The organism is Pseudoalteromonas sp. L23 (assembly GCF_021728455.1).
In the GTDB taxonomy this organism is placed as follows: Bacteria; Pseudomonadota; Gammaproteobacteria; order Enterobacterales; family Alteromonadaceae; genus Pseudoalteromonas.
Genome location: NZ_JAKKCW010000008.1, coordinates 144213 through 162232 on the forward strand (window position 1 = coordinate 144213; position 18020 = coordinate 162232).

An 18020-nucleotide genomic window follows, 5' to 3' on the forward strand; every position below is an offset into this window, starting at 1 on the left:
TATGTAATCTTATATTTAAAAGGAAAGTTAAATGAAATTATCATATCATCTAGTTGGTCTCTTGGCTTTTGGTGTGGGTTTTAATTGTGTCGCTGCTGCGCATGAACTCCCATCAATGGGAGAGATTGGACAGTTTAATGTAGATGAAAGAATGCGAACTCTATTTACAAATCCATCAAACGTTAAGCCGCTTCAGAAAGTATCATTTGCGATTAAAGAGAGTGTGGCGCAAATAACACCAGCATGTCCAACATTACATACTGGAAACCTATATACGTTAACAAATTCTCAGGCTGGGAATATAAATTGCTACCATTTTGAAATTACGGAACGAAGTAAGACCACTGCTATTTTAGTGGATCAAGTTGGTGCTACTAATGTAGATCTTTCTATTCTACGCCATAACAATGACGATACATATACGTTACTGGGTTCTTCGAAAAATCCCGGAAATCAGGATGAATCAGTTGTTATATTGACGGAACCTGGGCATTATTACTGGTATATCGAAGTTGTGGAATCAGATGGTACACCATTTAACTTCGGTGCTGCAGTTGCAACTGAGCTTGATGCAAATGAATTCAATGATACAGTCGCTTCATCAACGATTTTACCTGATAGACAAAATAATATTGTCGGGAACATGGATAGTATTACGGACATAGATTATTTTCAGTTTACAGCTGTTCGAGGACAAGATCTTTCTTTGAAGCTTGAAAGTACAAACATTAATGAATATATTTTCGAGATTTACAATAATGGGTGGATGCCAATAGATAAAGGTAAATATATCCCAGTTACAGGTCTGCAGGAAAATCAACCAATCAACATCAGGGTTAGGGCTAACACAGCTATTTCGGCTAACCCGAGTAACACCTACAGTTTGCAAGTTGCTTCTATCATCACCTCATTTAGCAATCACGTTGTTTCTGGGGAAAATGGTGTAATTCGCATCCCTTATTCCGCATTTAGTAACCCATACCTCACAACTCAAGCTTATCACAAACTGAATTGGTCATTAGTGCTACAAGATTCTACAGGAGCACCGGTTCAGGGAGCTACGGCTACATTGAAGTTTGTAAAGGATTGGTACAACCCAGTTGACAGTATGGTAGGTTATCAGCAAACCTCTAATTCGGATGGTATAATTTCCGGGCTAGTTGATCTGAATCTCTGCGATGAAAACGAAGCGCGAGTTAGGCATGTCGACTATAGTATGGGCTATAAAAATACTTGGGAGTCGCAATTTGAACGAGGTGCATGGCGAATCGAGATACCTACCAATGTTGACTTAAATGATGATGAAAAAGTGGATTTGATAGGTGTTGGCGGTGATAACTTTCCATGGGTACATTTCGCACATATATGTTACCAAAGGTTAGTTTCCAGTACGCCTTCATAGACCAAAGGTATATTAGAGGCTTTAACGGATATTAGAGCCTCTTGATTAAAGATTAAGAATACCTAACCGTTGCATTTTGTCCCAGCTGCTCAGCAATATTTTGAATAAATCCATGCCCAGTCAATTGTCTTCCTAGTGCTAGAGTCGTTTGTTGTGTTTCTCTAGGACCATCCATCAGTGCTTTGAAGTCGATTATATCTGCGAAATTTTCGCTAGTAACATCATACTTTCCCCAGAGTTTACTGGTGCCGCCATTATCGTCTCGTTCCATCTGCGTATATTGTAAGAAGTTGGCTTTTACTTCATTTGCAAGGTTGACTAGTGCCTTATTGCTATTGAGCTTTCCTTCTAAATAAGTAATATCTTCAGCCGAGATATTACCTGTCACCTTCAATTCGCCCTGTTCGTTGACTGAAAACCCCCACTCATTTTCAGTCAGTTCAGGTCGTTCAGTGGCAATATCCGAGAGTGTTTTGTCATATTCTTTAGACATGCTATCCGCCGATTTAAACATGCTGCCACCCAGATAAAGCTCGGCGATTGCTTCACCAGTCATAACGCTTGCACTTTTTATCGTTTGCTCGACCTCTTTTGATACACCTATCGTTATTGGTCGCTCATAAACTGGTGGGGTCACATGCTTAGCTGTTTGAGAAAATGTATCATTTTTCAGTGCGTCTCCGGATCTCTCGACTTTAGTCTGAGCAACTGTATCTGAGCTTACAGTTGATAGACTGTTTACCAACGTTTCTCTTGGTTGATTTATAATCTTCATATATTTCCTTATCTACGTATAGGTAACGATCTTTTATCGACAACTTAGAATTATAGTTTAATGTTATTTTTATGTAATCTGACTATGGTGCCTTTTTGGATTAGAGATGGACTTTTTCGCCTTCATTTAAAATATACAGTGGCGTTTTGGCTTTTAGCACTTGTTGCATATGCAGTAAGCGGAAAAGCGCTGAATGTGAGGTTTTATCTCCCATTTTCCAACTAGCATTGCCATAGCCCCAAGGCACCATGACTTTACAGCCGAGCTCTTTTGCGGCAGTCAGTGCATCTTCTGGTGTGGTGTGTACTTTACGATACCAATCAGGATGTTCTTCGCTGTAGTATGAGGCAATTGGAAGTAGGCACACATCAATATCACCATATTTTTCTTGAATATCTTTGAAATGTGGTGAATATCCCGTATCTCCAGCAAAAAATAGAGTCTTGCCTTGGTGTTCTAATATCCAGCCACCCCATAGTGCAGCGCCATGATCTTCGTATAAAAACGGCACCCAAATACGGCTGCTAAAGTGATTTGCAGGCACAAAGTGTGCAGTTACTTCACCAAGTTGTTTGCTTGAATACCACTCCATTTCAGAAACCTTGTATCCATCTTCAGGAAAGTGCTCTGCAAATCCAAGTGGGGTGAGGTAATTTGGCCCAGTACCAATCGCTTCGATATCGCGCTTGTTAAAATGATCGTAATGAATGTGGGAGTACATTACGGCATTGGTTTGTTGTAACTCTGTTTGACTGAGCTGTGCAGGTTGATTGCGATTAAACCCTTCTGAGAGGCGAAATGCCCAGTTTACAGGCCAGTCAAATTGAGCCGTGACGGGGTCAAACAAAAACTGTTGCCCATCTTTGGTGTTGACTTTAAAACTCGCATGTCCGAGCCATTGGATAGCAAAGCCGGTATTGAGCGAGAGAGTGGGGTTGTTGCCAACGTACGTGCAATCTTGCATTTCGGACTGACATTGAATTTGTTGGGTGACTGGATAGCAGTTTTTTTCGCAGGTCACGGGATAATCTTTAAACTTATTGTAGATGTTGGAATATCTATCTTCATACCCTTCTACAGAGCTATGTTTTACCACGGAAGACTCAGATTTTATTCGCTCTACAACATTACTATTACTGCAGCCTGTTAATGTGATTATGACTGCCAAAGTAAGCCTTTTCATGCCCATTCCTTTTTATAATTATTAGTTATTTTTTGGAGTTTACCAATAAAAGGGAATGGGGTGTAGCGGTGAATTAAGCCTTAGGTGGGAGTTGGATTAGTGCATAACCCAACGCTCATTGTGGGTTAGAGACTAGGAATTACGTTCCTGCGCCTCAAACTTATATCCCGCTCCGTAAATAGAGTGGATAAAGTCGTATTTAGGCGCGATGCTTTGCAGCTTTTTACGAATATTTTTAATATGGCTATCTATGGTTCTGTCGCTAACAATGTGGCTGTCATCGTAGATGTGATCCATCAATAAGTCGCGGCTATAAATTCTGCATGGGTGTCCGTACATCGCCTTTAAGAGCATAAACTCGACATAAGTGAGTGTCGCTCTCGCGTCGAGGAAGGAGACAAACAAGCTCTCTTCGTCCAATTTAAGTTTGCTCTCGGTTTCTGACACTGTGCCGCGCTCGTTTAGCGTCACGCGTCTTAAAATCGCCTTCACTCTTGCGACGACTTCTTTTGGACTATAGGGTTTACACACATAATCATCAGCACCCACTTCAAGACCAAGGAGACGGTCGATTTCTTCTACTTTGGCGGTGATCATGACAATTGGCACGTTTGAATAAGCTCTGATCCGCTTGCAAATTTCGATACCGTCAAGATTAGGCAGCATGAGGTCGAGTAAGATAAGGGCAGGTTGCTGTTGTTTAAAAGCCTCTTCAGCCAAAGCGCCATCGTGAACACAATGGCTGGTATACTCGGCTTGAGCCAAATACTTACTTAAAATATCGGCAAGTTTTGGTTCATCTTCGACGATTAAAATATGTTTGTTTGGCACGGGGGAAACTCATTATCTTTTCAGTTCAATAATAATAGCGAGACCACCCAGTTCGCTCAAGTCCGCAGTGATTTTTCCGTTGTGGGCAGCAACAATACTTTGGCAAATGGCTAAACCAAGGCCAGAGCCACCCGTTTTTCTACTCCGCGCTTCCTCTACTCGATAGAGCCTATCAAATAGTTTGTTTAGCTGTTCTTGTGGTACAGAAGGTGCGCTGTCCTGCCAGTAAATTATCGTTTTATCTTGTCGTTGTATGACTTTTACATCGAGATTTCCCGGTTGTTCAGCTGAGGAGTCTGTGTAACGCAAGGTGTTTTGCAACAAGTTATCGAATAGCTGCCCAAGGCGCTGCTCGTCACATTCTAAGGTAATATGCTCATCGCATTGCAAGGAATAAGCAAGATGGTGCTTTTCAATTTGGTGACTACTTTTCGCAAATGTGCGTGATAGCAGGTCGTAAAGGTTTTCTTTATCCATGTTGTAAGTAAGTGCACCGCGGTCTGACAGCGATAGTTGATGTAAATCGTCCACCAGCCGAGTCAATCGTTGGATCTCTTCGTTAAGCGACATCAGTTGTTCAGGATCGCTTGCGATAATGCCATCAATCATTCCCTCAAGTTCTGCGCGGATCACGGCAATCGGCGTGCGTAGCTCGTGCGAAATATCCGCTATCCATTGCTGCCTAGCTATTTGGTTCTGCGCTAATGTGTCTGCCAAACGGTTCATATCTCTGGCAAGCAAACCGAGTTCGTCTTTACTCGCGATATCGACGCGAGCATCGTAATTTCCTTGTGTCAGTGTTTTTGCATTGCGGCGCAACAACACGATTGGGTTGACCATATATTTACTAAAAGGCACGGCAATCACTAAAGTAACCAACAGGGCGACGAGCGCAATGATGATGAACTGTTTACGTTGTTGCTCTGCAAACAGTTGGTCGAAGTCATTGCGTACCAAGCCACTTTGCTCGACACCTAAGTAGGCGATAATCTGTTTGCGTTTAGGCTGCGCCAAATGGTCGCTTTGATAGACTGGGAACCACAGCGAAGTCTGCTTACTTTTCGGTGTGCCCATAATAATATTGCCTTGTGCGTCTTTGATCAGCAGGCGTTTTTTATTGTCAAAACGCGGTGGGGGGCCATCACGTCTTCTTGGCCCTCCTTCGCCTCTTTCACGATGTCTTGGTGGTGGACGAGAATGTAGCCTGTCTCGCGGTCGCTCATCCTCAGAAAGACCATAAAAGCTACGTACTATGCTGTCCCAATCTTCTGAGCCTCGATACACCCAGTCCAAAGAACCATGGCGTGCGTAAGTCTCGGCAACTTGCGTTACCACCTCTTTGAGCTGTGCTCGAGAGGTATTTTCAAGATAGGCAGTAAAGCTCTTTTCAAACGCTAATTTATTGGCGATATAGATAGCCAGCACCAATGTGGTGTTGGCTATCAAAATTATCAGCAATAGTTTGACGCGAATGGTCATTTTCATGGTTGTTGTTATTCCACCGGTTAACGTTGTGCATGCAAGCGTAAATTATCAGGGTCTGGTGTGCGACGGTTTGGCATCCATTTTCTTACGCACCGTTGGTCTTTTGCACACTTGTCTGTCAAGGCATGTAAAAACGCAACGAGATCCTGCTTTTGTTGTGGCGCTAAATTGGCGGCAACAAAGGGTGATTGGCGCAGTAACGTTAACGCCGCTTCACTATTTTCTCTCGCTTGTAGGTTTAGTGTGTCACACTGAGCGGTTAAGGAAAACTGCTTTAATCCACAAGCACCACCACGTTGAAAAAATTGCTCGACGGTTTGCTCAGGGTTTGAGTAATGATTGACCACTTGTTCTAACGACTCGTAGGCTCCTGCGTGACCATATGGCGCAGTCAGGGCAACATTTATTAAGCTTGGGACTCTAAACGCAAATTGGTTGCGAGTCGAAGGGTCAATTGCAGCGCGTCCGATATCGGCCTGATTATCTTGTGTACCAATACCATACTGTGGAAAGGCGAGGTTAAAGAAACCATCGTTAGTGAAACGTTCACCGCTGTGGCACCCAACACATCCTGCACCGCCTTCAGCTATAGGAGTAAAAAAGAGTTTAGCACCACGTTTTTGTTTGTCGCTGAGTGCGCCACGGTCACCTCGGGCATAGCGATGCCAATTGGTATCCACCATCACAAATGACGCTTGATACTGGCCGAGTGCAAAAGCGATACTATCAAAGGTAATTAAGGTTTGCGCGTCAGCTTGCGAGTTGAATGCTTCTCTAAAGGCTTGAAGCCAATCATTGGTGGCCAAACCTCCTGCTTCTTCACCGTAATCGCCAATACGCTGGGCTAAGTGTGAGCGGACTTGTTCATTGGTTTCGGCACTTTCGAAAGCCTCACCACGCATTTCTTCACGAGAGGTGACAGGAAAGCGAGACAGGGTTGCAACTAGTGAATCTGCCGCGTTTACATCTGGTTGGTTAAAACCTGAATCAGGCGTACTGATAAAACTGCTTTCATTGCCTTGGTCGTCAGTGATAGTCACACGTTGAACACGGCCATCCCAAAATAAAGCGTTGTTGGCAAATCCGGTATTAAAAATGGTGGGAGAGTTACGTGGAATATTGATGTTATCGTTGACTGCTTGGCGACTTGGGCCTACCACATCACTTTCTAGTGCGTTTGTACCTATTGGCAACGAAAGGCCATCGGCACCACCGAGCCTTGGGTCGTGACAGCTCGCACAGGCGACTGATTTTTCTCCCCCAAGGGCCTTGCTAAAGAATAACTGCATGCCGAGCTGAGCAATGGGATCTGAGATCCTCGGTAGTTGCTGCGCACCTGCGACTCTGCCAGTAATACCGCGAGCGCGCATAATTTGTGAGAGTTCATCATCCAGTGCTGAGTTTGGTTGTGGCTGGCCTGGAGGCGGAGGTGGTAGAGGCTTATGTTGTGCTGCTATTGGTAAACTTGCCACAGCGGTAACAAGTGCCATTGCACGTAGAAAGTTCGCGTTGTTCATCGTTATTCCAAACCTTATTGTGATTCGAGTTTTAAAATTGGCAGGCAAAAGTGCAGAGAATGTGAAAATGGAAATTTTTGTTTTGGATGAAGGGTTATCGAACGTAAAATATTTAGAAGTGATTTGTATTTTAGTTTTTATTTTAGCTAAAACATTGTGTTAGCATAAGCCACGAACGCTTTATGATGATTAACTTTGTTCGTGGCGTGAAGATCTTATGCAATTAGCAAAGAATTACACTGTATTATCTGTTTACATAGTTTCCGCGATATAGCCACATTGAATCCATGTTTTCATTGTGATTAACAAGGCCAACACCTGTAACAACAGAGTTATTACCTGATGCTGGTGGGAAATATGAAACTTCAATACCGCCACTTCCTGGGTCATAGCAGGTTTTTGATTGGTTCGTTGATTTAACTCCCGTTCCGTAGAATATCTCAGAGCCTAGATTTCCTTGACTATCAAATTTTCGGTAACTCACCCGCAGCGCTGCAATATCATCTGAACCATTGATGCGCCACTCCATACCTGTAATTGCGATATTGTCGGATGTATTTACGTACTGACATTCAAGTTCGTGACTTGGTTTGCTGCCGTAGTTTTTGCTGTAAATCTGACCAAATTCACCATTGCCTAATATTTGACGATACCACAAGGTGATGGTAGTTACCGTTGTTTTTCCGGCTCGAGCACCAATGCCAACTAAGACGTGATCAGGAATTAACATTGGGATTGGGTTTTGCTCAGGAACCATAGTTGCACGTTCACCATACTTATATACATCGACATCAGTAATATAGTAACCCGAGTTATTTGCTTGTACTAACGGTGAGAGTAATAAAGCCGCGACCGGCAAGATATGTTTATTTTTCATAGTATAAGTCCTTTAATTAAAATATGAACAAAGAAGTTTGGCATCATTTCATATTTATTTACATATGTAAATAAAATGAATATTATTTGTTTTTAAGATCTTATTCATATTTCCTATTTAAAGCTAAAGAAGTCCCACCACGTATTTTATTGAGTCATTCGCTTAACCGATATTTAGCTCGTGTAAGTGGGATTTGTATGCGACGTATTGAGCTTGGGAAGGCTGATAGAATCATCGGCTCAACAGCGCTAATATCAAATGCGTATGCTGGCGCATTGTCATATTCGCCGAATAAGGCGGTAACCTGAGAAAAAGACGTAGGTACAAGCTTGTATGGCGCTAGCGATTGCGGTATGTCAAGTTGATATTGATATGCTTTCACGAGTTGTAATGCGTGATCAAAGTGGCAAATATTCCAACTTTGATTTTCATTGTTTAGCTGCAAAGCCCACACCCCATTTTTATCGGTAGCAACAGAGTATGGGTTTTCACAAGGCGCAGGTAGTGACTGTGTGTTACTGCGCTGCCAAATACCCTGATGATTCAGACAGAGATTCTCTTTGCTATTAAGCGTCACGACTCGTGTGCTGAGCCTTGCTTTACAAGCATCTTCCACTGGTAACCAATAAGCGGGTTTGGTGGTGGATAATACCATAAATCCGGCAGGTCTTTCTGGGTCGTGCGAGGTCCATCCAATAAAATAGTGGTTGTCTACGCGCCACTGATCATAGCTTAACCGACCTCGTTGGTATTGACTAGCTAAAGGCAAAGCGCCTTGTCGGTCAGCAAACTGGCAATGGATGGTGTCACTCTTCAGTTTACAGGCTGACTGAACCTTATCGAAATTGAGAGGTATTGCAGCATCTGGATAGTTTGGCGTTAGAGGTTCTACATATTGTCGCACTGGGCGCAGGTTTGCATTTTTATCCTGTGAAAAATAGCAATCAGGTTTTGAAACAGAAGGGATGACGGCAATCGTTTTTGCTACAACAGCTAATTCACATCCCAGCACACTGAAGCTCAGAGCACAATGAACAGCAAAAAAGCAAAGAGGCATACGCATAGATAAGGCTCCATTTTCCATAAATTAGAAGATAGACTGGCGCTGTTAGCAATTGTAAGAGGAGCATGAATTTTGTGATAGGTGCGGCTAAAGCTATGTAACTATAGGTTGAAACAGCAAAGCAAACAGCTATCTTTAATTGAGGTATGGAATTTAGGTTGTACTGCCATGTCCAAGAGTAGACGTCAATTTCTTGAAGCTTCACTAGCGGCATGTTTGAGTGCTTCATTTCCGGTTAGCCAAGTACTTGCACTAAATTTACTCTCAGAAGATGAACGAGAACAAGAAATGGCTAAGCGCAGTGCTGCCCTCCATATTTTAAGATTAGCTTCCCCATACCCTGCGGATCAAAGTGACTTTATCCCGCACATGCATCAAGTGTTTAAGAAGAATGTTGAGTCTATGACTCGCGGTAAAATCTATGTTGATGTTCACCATAGTGGCGCGCTTGGAAGTGGCCGCGAGTTAATGGCGGCAGTGACTCGTGGACATGTGGAGGCCGCACTTATCTCTGTGTCAAATCTGTCTCGGGCGTTACCTGTGCTAGATATCCTTAATATCCCATTTTGGGCGAGCTCAAATCGCGAGTTTCTCAATCTAATTTGTTCGCCACAATGGCAGTCACTTGTTATTAAGCCTATTAGTGAACAAGGAAAACTGAATATCTTAATGCATCATCTCGTTGGGGGTCGCACATTAACAAGCACAAAACAGTTCAACCGCTTAATTAACTTGCCTGAAAAACTCAAAGGAGTGGTGCTAAGAGTACCTGCTTCTATGGTTTTGAGTCATTTTTACAGTATGACGTCGGCAAATGTTATTGATGTGCCTTGGGCGCAAGTGGCCAAAATGGCAAGAACAAAACATATAGAGGTTATTGACCCTAGCGTTATTGGTTTGTTCGCAGGTCCTGATCTGCTTAAAAGCGAGATAGGGCAGGTAGCTTTACTCGAAAGTGTCCCCGATGCTTGGGTGACCGTCGCAAATCAGCATTGGTTAGATAGTTTGCCACTGCGCTTAAAAGGGGAAATCGAGGACGCGAGTAAGCAAACATTTCATACTCATATTGCGCAGATTGAGCAACTGCAAAAACGCTGTGAGCGCGAGCTCATGGCCTTGGGCGCAAAGCTGCACCCTTTAAGTGTGGACGAAAAGCGCGAATGGCAATTAAAGTTTGGTCATCACAATGCACAGTGGAACAAGGTAAAGCGAGAGCTACTTGGCAGTACTCGCGCATTTCAACAGCTGGTAAATGCGACAGAAAAAGAGTTTACTCAATAGCCCTGGTTGAGAGCAACAACTGGCCTTCTCGCTATTGTTACTCCCAACTCAAACGAATTATTGGTACTCTGTTATCGACTCTCTTTAACCAGTGGAATGCCGTTGGTGCCAACCGGAATATAAACCGTTGTATGGTTAGGAGATTCTGCCATTTTTAGCTGCGCATTTATCGCTTCATGTTGTAAGTAGTTTGCAGTAAGTGTGGCGTTGATGATCTTTTGCGCTTCAGCGATACCTTTTGCTTCTTCAATCCGAATTTCCGCATCTTTTTTCGCAATGGCCTTTTGAGTTTCTTTTTCTGCTAGCAGCTGTTGCGCAGCGAGTTTCTTTTCTACAGCATTGGCCACGATATCTGGATAATTAATGTTACCGATCACCACTTGCTTGATATCAAATGGCGCTAACTGTAGGTAGCCTTTTAAACGTTTTGTGACGATTTCAGCAATTTGTTCGCGTTTGCTTTTTAATGCGCCGCTGTCGTATTGTTGGACTTCGTCGCGAACATAGGTTCTGAAAGTTTCGCGAACAAAACGCTGATACCAATTCTCTGCACCATAATTTTCGACGACATCTTTTACTGTGTCTGGCTTAATTGCAATGACTGCATGAAAATCAAAACTGATATTCAAGTCATCCTTGGCTAAGATCTCAAAGCGCTCAGTATACGTGTTTGGACGCATATCGATATTGACGACTTGATTTCTAAGCGGGGAAAAACCATAGTTGCTCGGACCGATTAAGCTACCTTGGTAACCACCAGAACCAAAAAATCTAGGTTGCTCAAAAACATAGCCTTCATGTCCTGCGGGTGTGCTGGGGTTAGTGCAAGATGTGATGGAAAAAAGTAACACAATGCCAATCACGATAATAGATATAATTGAGCTTCCAATGCTAGATTTTGATTTCATCATAGATGATTCCTTTATAGGTACTTTGTTCGCTATGATAGGTGACAATACTAAAGCGAACAACAATTACCTTAGTTCAACGATATCAACCGGAGCGCAGTAGTGAAAATATCCGTGGTAGAAAATCCTGAGCAACAATTTGTCGATTTTTTAAGTAGTAAAATTAGCGAGTTTAACTGGGCTAATTGGGAGGTCACAGAGCGTCTTCCATTGGCGGTTGAAGTAAAGGGTGAGTCTGGAGAGGTTGTTGCAGGTGCAGCCGCGCGTACTTTTGGCAACTGGTTGTTGCTTGATACTTTGTGGGTTTCTGAGACACTAAGGGGTCAAAATATCGGCTCACAGATACTAGAAAGCCTAGAAGCGGCAGCCAAACAAAGAGGGTGCGTGAAATGCTTACTCGATACCTTAAATTTTCAGGCAATGCCATTTTATGAAAAGCATGGCTATGAGACCCAATGGATCCAAGAACATTACCCTAAAGATGGCTGTAAGTATTTTATGGTAAAGGTGTTATAACAAGTTTAGTGGGTAAGAGTACTTACCCACAATGGCGCATTAATACGGATTTGGACAAGTTCGAACCTGAAAGTGTGTAAACCAAGGACAGCCTTGATCGAACTTGCTTTCTGGGTATAAAGGTGGATTGCCAGCACCTGCAATATTTGGGGTTTGCGCCATTGGTAAGTCTTGTAAATCTTTTGAAAGGGACTTAATCGCCTTTTTGTTTAATTTAAGTTTCATACTTGTTTCCTTGTGTTAACTTCATTGTTTATCTTATCGAGAAAAGTGGAGAGTGCAAGGGGGATGGGTATTTTATTTATAGGAAGCATATATTGATGAAAAATGTAGAAAACACTGAGCAGTTGGCTGCGGTAAATCAAAAGGTAGTAAGAGAAGGTGAGTGCTTACCATCGGTACAATTAAAAGATGGTAGTAGAGTGCAAACGGGTACAGTAGCAACTATGTTGCATAACATTGACCTTTACAATGCTGGTGAGCGAGGACAAGTAGAGGACGAGCTAAAGCTTGCAATCCCAACGCTGTGTAAAATCGGTCTATTTGAGCTGTTTACTGTGGAAGAATGGTTGAGTGGAGATAATCCTGGCCGTCGATACGTGGGTGAATGTGCCAAGGCATTTCTAAGTAATAACGTTAGCTAAACTTCAGAGGCCTCATAGTGCTCTTAAATCGATACAGTTTTTAATTCAATTGCGATTATAAGACGCTCAGCTATTGAGCGCACGCGTGGGATTACCTACAATACAGCATGCTTAAATAATTGAAGAAAAACGATGACAGATTCAATCGAAAAACCAGCACTACCAGATAGACTTTCTATCAATCCTCGAAGCCCACATTATGCTAAAGAAATACTAGAGCACCACATTGGCATTCGTTTTAATGGAAAAGAACGTACCGATGTTGAAGAGTATTGCATTAGTGAAGGCTGGATCAAAGTCGCTGCGCCAAAAGCGCTAGATCGCCGAGGTCAGCCTTTGCTAATTAAATCAAAAGGAACGGTTGAAGCTTACTATTGCTAAGCGCTGTGACGATGCACCAATCTGCTCAGGGGTAAATTGGTGCGCTTTGTTTAAGCTACTGTAATATTCCCATCTCGATTGCTAATAGCACCGCACGGGTTCTATCCCTCACACCCAGTTTAGAAAGTAAATTGGAGACGTGATTTTTGATTGTGCCTTCTGACTTGTGTAAGGCTTCGGCTATTTCCTTGTTGGAATAACCATTTGCAACCAGTCTCAATACCTCTATTTCTCGTACGCTAAGCGTCTCTGTGGCTTTGAACTCAGAAAAATCATTGTCGAGTTTTGGTGCATACTTTAATAGGGTTTCTGTAATTGCCGGCTGAAAGTAGGTTTCACCATTGAGGATGGTTTTCATTGCATTCACCAACGAATCCAGAGCGATATCTTTAAGTACAAAGCCTTTGGCTCCATTACTTAAGCTGTCCAGAACGAGTTTGGGGTCATCAAAGGTTGTTAGCACTAATACTGGGATCGTTATACCGCGACTATTTAGCTGCTTCAAAGTAGCGATACCGTTCATAATTGGCATCGATAGATCCAGTAGAATAATATCAGGTGAAACCTCTGATAGCCCATCAAGTAACGTCTGACCATTGTCGTACTGGGCAATCACTTCAACTTCTTCGTTAAATTGTAATAAAGTGACAATGCCTTCTCTTACGAGTTTCTGGTCGTCAACCACGACTACTTTCATCAATATCGTCCTTACTGTGGAGTTAACGGGAGTTCAATTTTATAGTGTAGGGCACGATTGTGCTCATAGAGATGCAAGTGGCCACCACACTCAGATACGCGTTCAGACATCCCCGTTAAACCATTCCCTTTTTGCCATTGTTCAGTGATATAGCCATCATCATGCATATTGACGAAAAGCTTTTCTTCATCTTCCGTCATTACAATCCAAAATTGCTTCGCATGACTGTGCCTTAGGCTGTTGGTTATTGCTTCTTGAACACAGCGCAGCAGCACTTGTGCTATATGGCTATCGTCAACAGCAATATGTTGTGGAATGGTTGCATGCACTTTTAGCTCAGGAGTATGTTGGAGTAGTAAGGTAAGCGATTGATGAAAATCAATATCTCTGTGCTGTCTGAGCATATCCACGGCATCTCGTACATCATTGAGTAGTAACTTAGCTACGCTTTGACATTCTAGGATTTGCTGCTGGGCTGGTGCGTCGGCAGTCATTCTTTGCGCTATTTGCAACTTAATACTGAGTGCCGTGAGGTGATGACCTAACAGATCGTGTAAGTCCCGCGCGATGCGGGTGCGCTCAGAGTGCTTCGACAGCTCAGAAAGCAAGTGTTGTGTGGATTGCAACTGAGCATGTTGATTTTGTAGCTCAACCCTAGCTTGCTGTTCTCGTTGATGGGTGGTGGCTAATAGCAAGGCGAATAAGTGAAACAAGCCATATAGTAATCCCTCAATCCAAAGTAGATGCTGTTGCTTTACACTCTGCATTGTAAACCAGGCCAATACGATGATGAGGGTGAAGCAAGCTGATACGCGAATGGGGAGCAAATAAGCGACAACGGCAACCCAGATAATGGTAAGAATGGATAGGTATCCAAATTGCAGGATCCAGCCACAGGCAAAGGCTGAAAATAGCATGAGGACTAGGGCAAGCCATCGTAATTTGTGTTGACATTGCTCGCAGGTGCCAATGAGATAGCCAAGCGCATAAAAACAGAAGAAGCTGCTAAAGAGAGATATTTCGGGCGCTTCAGGCTGTTGATTCGTTATGTAAACTGAAATAGCGAAAAGGGCAGCCCATGTGATCAGCGCTAGTAAATCTCTCATATCTCGATTTGCGATTAATGTGCTGAATGCCAACGCTTATGTCCTCGTGCCGTTTTCTTCACTAAGTATGACAAAGTAACAAGGTTGTGCCTATAGGCCAAAAGTCATGGTTTTACATCATGACGTCTGGGACAGGCACTCCAAATGTAGTGACGTTAAGCTAAAGACCAAAATCGTAAAAGAGAAATTGTTATGCTTATTGTTCATCAGTTTGCTTTGTATTTGCACATAATTATTGGTGCTATTGCGCTAATTGTATTTTGGGTTCCAGTCGTGACCGTAAAAGGCAGCCCACAGCATAGACTATGGGGAAAAATATTTACTTGGTGTATATGGCTAGTTTCCGTCAGTGGCATTGTCATGTGCCTAATTGTGATCTACGACCCATTGGCGATCCGTTACCCCTCTCAACACATTGATCAGGCGCTAGGGCAACAGCTGGTATTGAAGCAACGTCAATTAAGTGAATTTTTACTGATGCTGTCAGTATTGGTGTTGGCAAATATTCGTCATTCGAGCTTGGTTTTAGCGGCTAAACAACACCGAGAGCGATTAAGAAGCGGGTCTCATTTATTGCTGATTGGGCTCTTAGCGGCAACGGGTGGGCGAGTGTTGTACACTGCGCTTACATTTGGCAGTACGCTCTATCTAATATTTTCACTTATTGTGTTCTCTACCGTCGCTACTATGTTGTTCTACATATTTAAACCAACACTCAAACCACGAGAGTGGGTGCTGGAGCATATGAGTACCATTTTAGGCGCTGGGATTGCAGTATATACGGCATTTTTTGCGGTGGGTGGACGTCATTGGTTAGCGCAGCTAATGCCTGGGGCTTGGCAGCTAGTACCATGGTTGTTACCCGCTGTGGTTGGCACCTTGGGCATCCTGTTTTACAAAAAACAGCTTAATCACTGTCAAGCAAGGGGGAGCAAATAATGTTTCAGATGAATAAAGTACTTTGTTTAATGATGATACTAGTGGTAACTCCAAAAGTGTTTGCGATGCCGAATATTACCGATGCATTGGAGCATGCCAAAATACTATTTGAGCAACAGGCGATAGTGGATGCTGAGCAAGCTTTTCTGGCGCTGCAAGAAACGCATCCAAATGAGTCGTTCTATTATCTTGGCAGAGTTAAGTTGGCGTCGAATCAATTTGATGAAGCAGAAGAGTACCTTGAAAAAGCACTGCGTCTCGAGCCTAACAGTGCGGATGAGTATTATTGGTACGCCAAGGTAAATGCAGAGCAGATAAAGCATGCTTCTATATTTTCAAAACTGAGTTATGCCAGCAACACAGAAGATGCGTTTTTAGCGGCAATAGACAAAGACGCAACGCATATCAAAGCGCTGCAAGGGTTGTTCTATTTCTACCTTTCAGCACCAAGCATTGCAGGTGGCTCTGAGGCCAAGGCGGTGCGACAGATAAGGGCTATAGAAGCCTTATCTTCCCATGCCGCAATGAAACTATGGATCGACTTTTATTTGCAGACTGGCAATGATGAAGCGTTGATAACATATACTAACACCTTGCTCGAACGCAAAACTATTGATGAAACAGTGTTGTTTAAAGCTGGAATAGCGCTACAGAGTATCAAACATTACGATGGTGCATTTGCGTTTTTTAGAACTTTAATAGTAATTAAGGAAGCAAAGCATTACGCTGCGGGGCTTTACCAAATTGGTCGGACGGCGGTGTTTTCAGAGGTTAATGTAGACGAGGGGATCGCAGCATTACAAACGTATTTAACACTTGAGATCAGTACAGATGGTCCAGATAAAAACTGGGCACGGTTACGTTTAAGCCAGCTCTATACGCTCCAAGGAAATACCCTAGGTGCTAAAAAGTTAATCGGCAAATTAAAGTCAACGCGAATCAGCGACAAAGACCTAATCAAAGCGATTAGACAGCTGCGAATCTGAGTATTTAGTTCATTTGTTTTATTAGGATGGCAAACGTCGAGCAAGCTCGACGTTTTAGCGATTACTGAGCTGAAGTTAACCAGCTCAGAAATTGACGTGCTTCGCCGCCATTGGCGAATTGTGTGATTTTACGGCCTGTGCCGTCAGCAAAGATCACTTTAGATTTGTTCACCGAAATTGAGCTAATTGGTTGCTCAACACGGATCTCTGTTCCGTTATATGTATATGACATAATAAAACTCACTTTTATAATGCACAGCAAATTAGCTGATGCTTTTGATAGTAGATGAGCTTCATTACAGTTTAGCGAACAGAAGACACTGTCCTCGCAACAACCCGATACGGGTATAACAGCTTATACCAATTTTCTTGATTGGCTTGATTTTCGCCTGACTATATTAAGCTCTACTTGTATTTTTTATGCGGACTTACTGGATCAAGGCAAGGAGGCATTACTTGAGGTTTGCTTTATTTTGAGAGGAAGTTAAAGCAAGGGAGGGATAATATAGAATTGCATTTTTTAAAGCAAGCTTTTTATGTCGGCAGAGCGATAAATACTCTCAACACTTAGCCAAATTAAAGCACCTAAGTTTGCCCCGAGGCTTTAAACCCCGAGACATAGCTGCCCTATTAGCACAGCGTTTGTTCGACTGACTGCTTGCCGTCAAATAGCTCGAACGTTAGATTCTGAGGATGTTGAGTGGCAAGGTAAACTAGCGCGTCTGCGACATTCTCTCGACTTATTACGGCGTCTTCTCTATTTGTAGGGCGTGAAGTAGAGAACCCCCCGGTTGCAGGTTCATTTTGTAATGCACCTGGCCGAACGATAGTGTAGTTTACGACACTTCTTTGTAGATGTTGGTCGGCCATGTGTTTGGCTACCAAGTATGGTTTGATTTCACTTTCAATGTTATCAGGATCGTCGGCGCCAATAGAGCTGACCATAATAAAATGCTTAACGTTTGCTTTCACAGCATAGTCAATGGCTTTAATGGCGGCCCACAAATCAATAAGTAGGGTTTTATCCGCACCAGTCTCTCCACCAGAGCCTGCGCTAAATATTACCTGCTCGACGTTGTCAAAGGCTGAGCTAAAATCGCCTTCAAGGTCTTGCTCAATGATAGTAAGTTGCTCAGACTGAATATCAGCTAGCTTGCTTTTATTACGCACTAACGCCACGACGTCATGGCCTTGTTCCAGCATTTTCTTTGTCGTCATTTTTCCAATTTGACCACTGGCACCAATGATTAAGGTCTTCATAGATAAACTCCTTTAAAGTGTTTGCTTAACTAAGACCTTGGGATCATGTCGCAGATTTAAACCCCTGTGGTGGAAATAGGTTACAAATAGCTTATTAATAGGCGAGTAATTGCTGGGATAATCTAAAGACGTGGTGGTCAGGGAAAAGTTGACCACCTTAGGGCGAGGG

At 43.0% G+C, this 18020-nt stretch carries 20 protein-coding genes; 7 read left to right on the top strand and 13 right to left on the bottom strand.

All coding sequences use genetic code 11. The features are described from left to right. Positions 1 to 31: 31 nt before the first annotated feature. The gene (locus L3V43_RS14555; RefSeq protein ID WP_235368638.1) at positions 32 to 1402 is read left to right on the top strand and encodes a hypothetical protein; all 1371 of its coding nucleotides are present in this window, start codon (positions 32 to 34) and stop codon (positions 1400 to 1402) included. Between the two features lie 52 nt (positions 1403 to 1454). Here L3V43_RS14555 and L3V43_RS14560 read toward each other — a convergent pair whose 3' ends face one another. The 7 genes from L3V43_RS14560 to L3V43_RS14590 all read right to left on the bottom strand — a co-directional run bounded on the left by L3V43_RS14560 (position 1455) and on the right by L3V43_RS14590 (position 9133). Next, on the bottom strand, positions 1455 to 2177 hold the full coding sequence (locus L3V43_RS14560; RefSeq protein WP_102056310.1) for a hypothetical protein: 723 nt from the start codon (positions 2175 to 2177) through the stop codon (positions 1455 to 1457). 100 nt (positions 2178 to 2277) lie between these two features. Then, positions 2278 to 3360 (bottom strand): MBL fold metallo-hydrolase, encoded by a 1083-nt coding sequence (locus L3V43_RS14565; protein WP_237116824.1) that lies wholly within the window; start codon positions 3358 to 3360, stop codon positions 2278 to 2280. Positions 3361 to 3492: 132 nt separating this feature from the next. Next, positions 3493 to 4191 carry a response regulator gene (locus L3V43_RS14570; RefSeq protein ID WP_039492087.1) on the bottom strand — a complete coding sequence of 233 codons (699 nt, stop codon included), beginning with the start codon at positions 4189 to 4191 and terminating at the stop codon, positions 3493 to 3495. 12 nt (positions 4192 to 4203) lie between these two features. Further along, complete coding sequence (locus tag L3V43_RS14575) at positions 4204 to 5676, bottom strand: ATP-binding protein (protein ID WP_237116825.1); 1473 nt, start codon at positions 5674 to 5676, stop codon at positions 4204 to 4206. Positions 5677 to 5696: 20 nt separating this feature from the next. Then, the gene (locus L3V43_RS14580; RefSeq protein ID WP_235368642.1) at positions 5697 to 7193 is read right to left on the bottom strand and encodes a cytochrome c peroxidase; all 1497 of its coding nucleotides are present in this window, start codon (positions 7191 to 7193) and stop codon (positions 5697 to 5699) included. A 244-nt stretch (positions 7194 to 7437) separates the two neighbouring features. After that, a complete protein-coding gene (locus L3V43_RS14585) occupies positions 7438 to 8070 on the bottom strand; it encodes a hypothetical protein (protein ID WP_102056314.1) in 633 nt (210 codons plus the stop codon). Between the two features lie 154 nt (positions 8071 to 8224). After that, positions 8225 to 9133, bottom strand: coding sequence for a hypothetical protein (locus tag L3V43_RS14590; protein ID WP_227387335.1), 909 nt, complete (start codon positions 9131 to 9133; stop codon positions 8225 to 8227). 168 nt (positions 9134 to 9301) lie between these two features. On the opposite strand from L3V43_RS14590, the gene dctP reads away from it, so the two are divergent. Beyond that, the gene (dctP, locus tag L3V43_RS14595; protein ID WP_235368644.1) at positions 9302 to 10414 is read left to right on the top strand and encodes a TRAP transporter substrate-binding protein DctP; all 1113 of its coding nucleotides are present in this window, start codon (positions 9302 to 9304) and stop codon (positions 10412 to 10414) included. Positions 10415 to 10485: 71 nt separating this feature from the next. Here the strand turns inward: dctP and L3V43_RS14600 are convergent, their stop codons facing one another. Continuing rightward, positions 10486 to 11322 carry an SPFH domain-containing protein gene (locus L3V43_RS14600; RefSeq protein ID WP_102057846.1) on the bottom strand — a complete coding sequence of 279 codons (837 nt, stop codon included), beginning with the start codon at positions 11320 to 11322 and terminating at the stop codon, positions 10486 to 10488. A gap of 102 nt (positions 11323 to 11424) precedes the next feature. Here L3V43_RS14600 and L3V43_RS14605 point away from each other — a divergent pair, with 102 nt between their 5' ends. After that, on the top strand, positions 11425 to 11838 hold the full coding sequence (locus L3V43_RS14605; RefSeq protein ID WP_029215910.1) for a GNAT family N-acetyltransferase: 414 nt from the start codon (positions 11425 to 11427) through the stop codon (positions 11836 to 11838). A 39-nt stretch (positions 11839 to 11877) separates the two neighbouring features. On the opposite strand, the gene L3V43_RS14610 is transcribed toward L3V43_RS14605, so the two are convergent. Beyond that, complete coding sequence (locus L3V43_RS14610) at positions 11878 to 12063, bottom strand: hypothetical protein (protein ID WP_010607259.1); 186 nt, start codon at positions 12061 to 12063, stop codon at positions 11878 to 11880. A 95-nt stretch (positions 12064 to 12158) separates the two neighbouring features. Here L3V43_RS14610 and L3V43_RS14615 point away from each other — a divergent pair, with 95 nt between their 5' ends. Together L3V43_RS14615 and L3V43_RS14620 are read left to right on the top strand one after the other, a co-directional pair. After that, positions 12159 to 12482 (top strand): hypothetical protein, encoded by a 324-nt coding sequence (locus L3V43_RS14615; protein ID WP_010607258.1) that lies wholly within the window; start codon positions 12159 to 12161, stop codon positions 12480 to 12482. Positions 12483 to 12614: 132 nt separating this feature from the next. Further along, positions 12615 to 12863, top strand: coding sequence for a DUF3297 family protein (locus tag L3V43_RS14620; protein WP_102056316.1), 249 nt, complete (start codon positions 12615 to 12617; stop codon positions 12861 to 12863). A gap of 55 nt (positions 12864 to 12918) precedes the next feature. Here the strand turns inward: L3V43_RS14620 and L3V43_RS14625 are convergent, their stop codons facing one another. Both L3V43_RS14625 and L3V43_RS14630 read right to left on the bottom strand, forming a co-directional pair. After that, entirely contained in the window at positions 12919 to 13560 is a 642-nt protein-coding gene (locus L3V43_RS14625) for a response regulator transcription factor (RefSeq protein ID WP_010607256.1), read from the bottom strand. An 11-nt stretch (positions 13561 to 13571) separates the two neighbouring features. Further along, on the bottom strand, positions 13572 to 14666 hold the full coding sequence (locus L3V43_RS14630) for a histidine kinase (RefSeq protein WP_237123933.1): 1095 nt from the start codon (positions 14664 to 14666) through the stop codon (positions 13572 to 13574). A gap of 192 nt (positions 14667 to 14858) precedes the next feature. Between L3V43_RS14630 and L3V43_RS14635 the strand changes: the two genes are divergently transcribed. Both L3V43_RS14635 and L3V43_RS14640 read left to right on the top strand, forming a co-directional pair. Beyond that, positions 14859 to 15605 carry a hypothetical protein gene (locus L3V43_RS14635; protein ID WP_237116827.1) on the top strand — a complete coding sequence of 249 codons (747 nt, stop codon included), beginning with the start codon at positions 14859 to 14861 and terminating at the stop codon, positions 15603 to 15605. Then, positions 15605 to 16591, top strand: coding sequence for a tetratricopeptide repeat protein (locus L3V43_RS14640; RefSeq protein WP_237116828.1), 987 nt, complete (start codon positions 15605 to 15607; stop codon positions 16589 to 16591). The genes L3V43_RS14635 and L3V43_RS14640 overlap by 1 nt, the downstream gene beginning before the upstream one ends. Positions 16592 to 16652: 61 nt before the next feature. On the opposite strand, the gene L3V43_RS14645 is transcribed toward L3V43_RS14640, so the two are convergent. Beyond that, complete coding sequence (locus L3V43_RS14645) at positions 16653 to 16823, bottom strand: hypothetical protein (RefSeq protein ID WP_010607252.1); 171 nt, start codon at positions 16821 to 16823, stop codon at positions 16653 to 16655. 398 nt (positions 16824 to 17221) lie between these two features. Further along, positions 17222 to 17851, bottom strand: coding sequence for an SDR family oxidoreductase (locus L3V43_RS14650; protein ID WP_237116829.1), 630 nt, complete (start codon positions 17849 to 17851; stop codon positions 17222 to 17224). Positions 17852 to 18020: the final 169 nt, after the last annotated feature.

Excerpts from the sequence above, each read along its gene's own strand:
- L3V43_RS14610 (WP_010607259.1), bottom strand. The coding sequence starts at position 12,063 with ATGAAACTTAAATTAAACAAAAAGGCGATTAAGTCCCTTTCAAAAGAT.
- L3V43_RS14650 (WP_237116829.1), bottom strand. The coding sequence starts at position 17,851 with ATGAAGACCTTAATCATTGGTGCCAGTGGTCAAATTGGAAAAATGACG.
- L3V43_RS14585 (WP_102056314.1), bottom strand. The coding sequence starts at position 8,070 with ATGAAAAATAAACATATCTTGCCGGTCGCGGCTTTATTACTCTCACCG.
- L3V43_RS14560 (WP_102056310.1), bottom strand. The coding sequence starts at position 2,177 with ATGAAGATTATAAATCAACCAAGAGAAACGTTGGTAAACAGTCTATCA.
- L3V43_RS14645 (WP_010607252.1), bottom strand. The coding sequence starts at position 16,823 with ATGTCATATACATATAACGGAACAGAGATCCGTGTTGAGCAACCAATT.
- L3V43_RS14640 (WP_237116828.1), top strand. The coding sequence starts at position 15,605 with ATGTTTCAGATGAATAAAGTACTTTGTTTAATGATGATACTAGTGGTA.
- L3V43_RS14620 (WP_102056316.1), top strand. The coding sequence starts at position 12,615 with ATGACAGATTCAATCGAAAAACCAGCACTACCAGATAGACTTTCTATC.
- L3V43_RS14555 (WP_235368638.1), top strand. The coding sequence starts at position 32 with ATGAAATTATCATATCATCTAGTTGGTCTCTTGGCTTTTGGTGTGGGT.
- L3V43_RS14635 (WP_237116827.1), top strand. The coding sequence starts at position 14,859 with ATGCTTATTGTTCATCAGTTTGCTTTGTATTTGCACATAATTATTGGT.
- L3V43_RS14575 (WP_237116825.1), bottom strand. The coding sequence starts at position 5,676 with ATGAAAATGACCATTCGCGTCAAACTATTGCTGATAATTTTGATAGCC.
- L3V43_RS14600 (WP_102057846.1), bottom strand. The coding sequence starts at position 11,322 with ATGAAATCAAAATCTAGCATTGGAAGCTCAATTATATCTATTATCGTG.
- L3V43_RS14590 (WP_227387335.1), bottom strand. The coding sequence starts at position 9,133 with ATGCGTATGCCTCTTTGCTTTTTTGCTGTTCATTGTGCTCTGAGCTTC.
- L3V43_RS14565 (WP_237116824.1), bottom strand. The coding sequence starts at position 3,360 with ATGAAAAGGCTTACTTTGGCAGTCATAATCACATTAACAGGCTGCAGT.
- L3V43_RS14630 (WP_237123933.1), bottom strand. The coding sequence starts at position 14,666 with ATGAGAGATTTACTAGCGCTGATCACATGGGCTGCCCTTTTCGCTATT.
- L3V43_RS14625 (WP_010607256.1), bottom strand. The coding sequence starts at position 13,560 with ATGAAAGTAGTCGTGGTTGACGACCAGAAACTCGTAAGAGAAGGCATT.
- dctP (WP_235368644.1), top strand. The coding sequence starts at position 9,302 with ATGTCCAAGAGTAGACGTCAATTTCTTGAAGCTTCACTAGCGGCATGT.
- L3V43_RS14580 (WP_235368642.1), bottom strand. The coding sequence starts at position 7,193 with ATGAACAACGCGAACTTTCTACGTGCAATGGCACTTGTTACCGCTGTG.
- L3V43_RS14615 (WP_010607258.1), top strand. The coding sequence starts at position 12,159 with ATGAAAAATGTAGAAAACACTGAGCAGTTGGCTGCGGTAAATCAAAAG.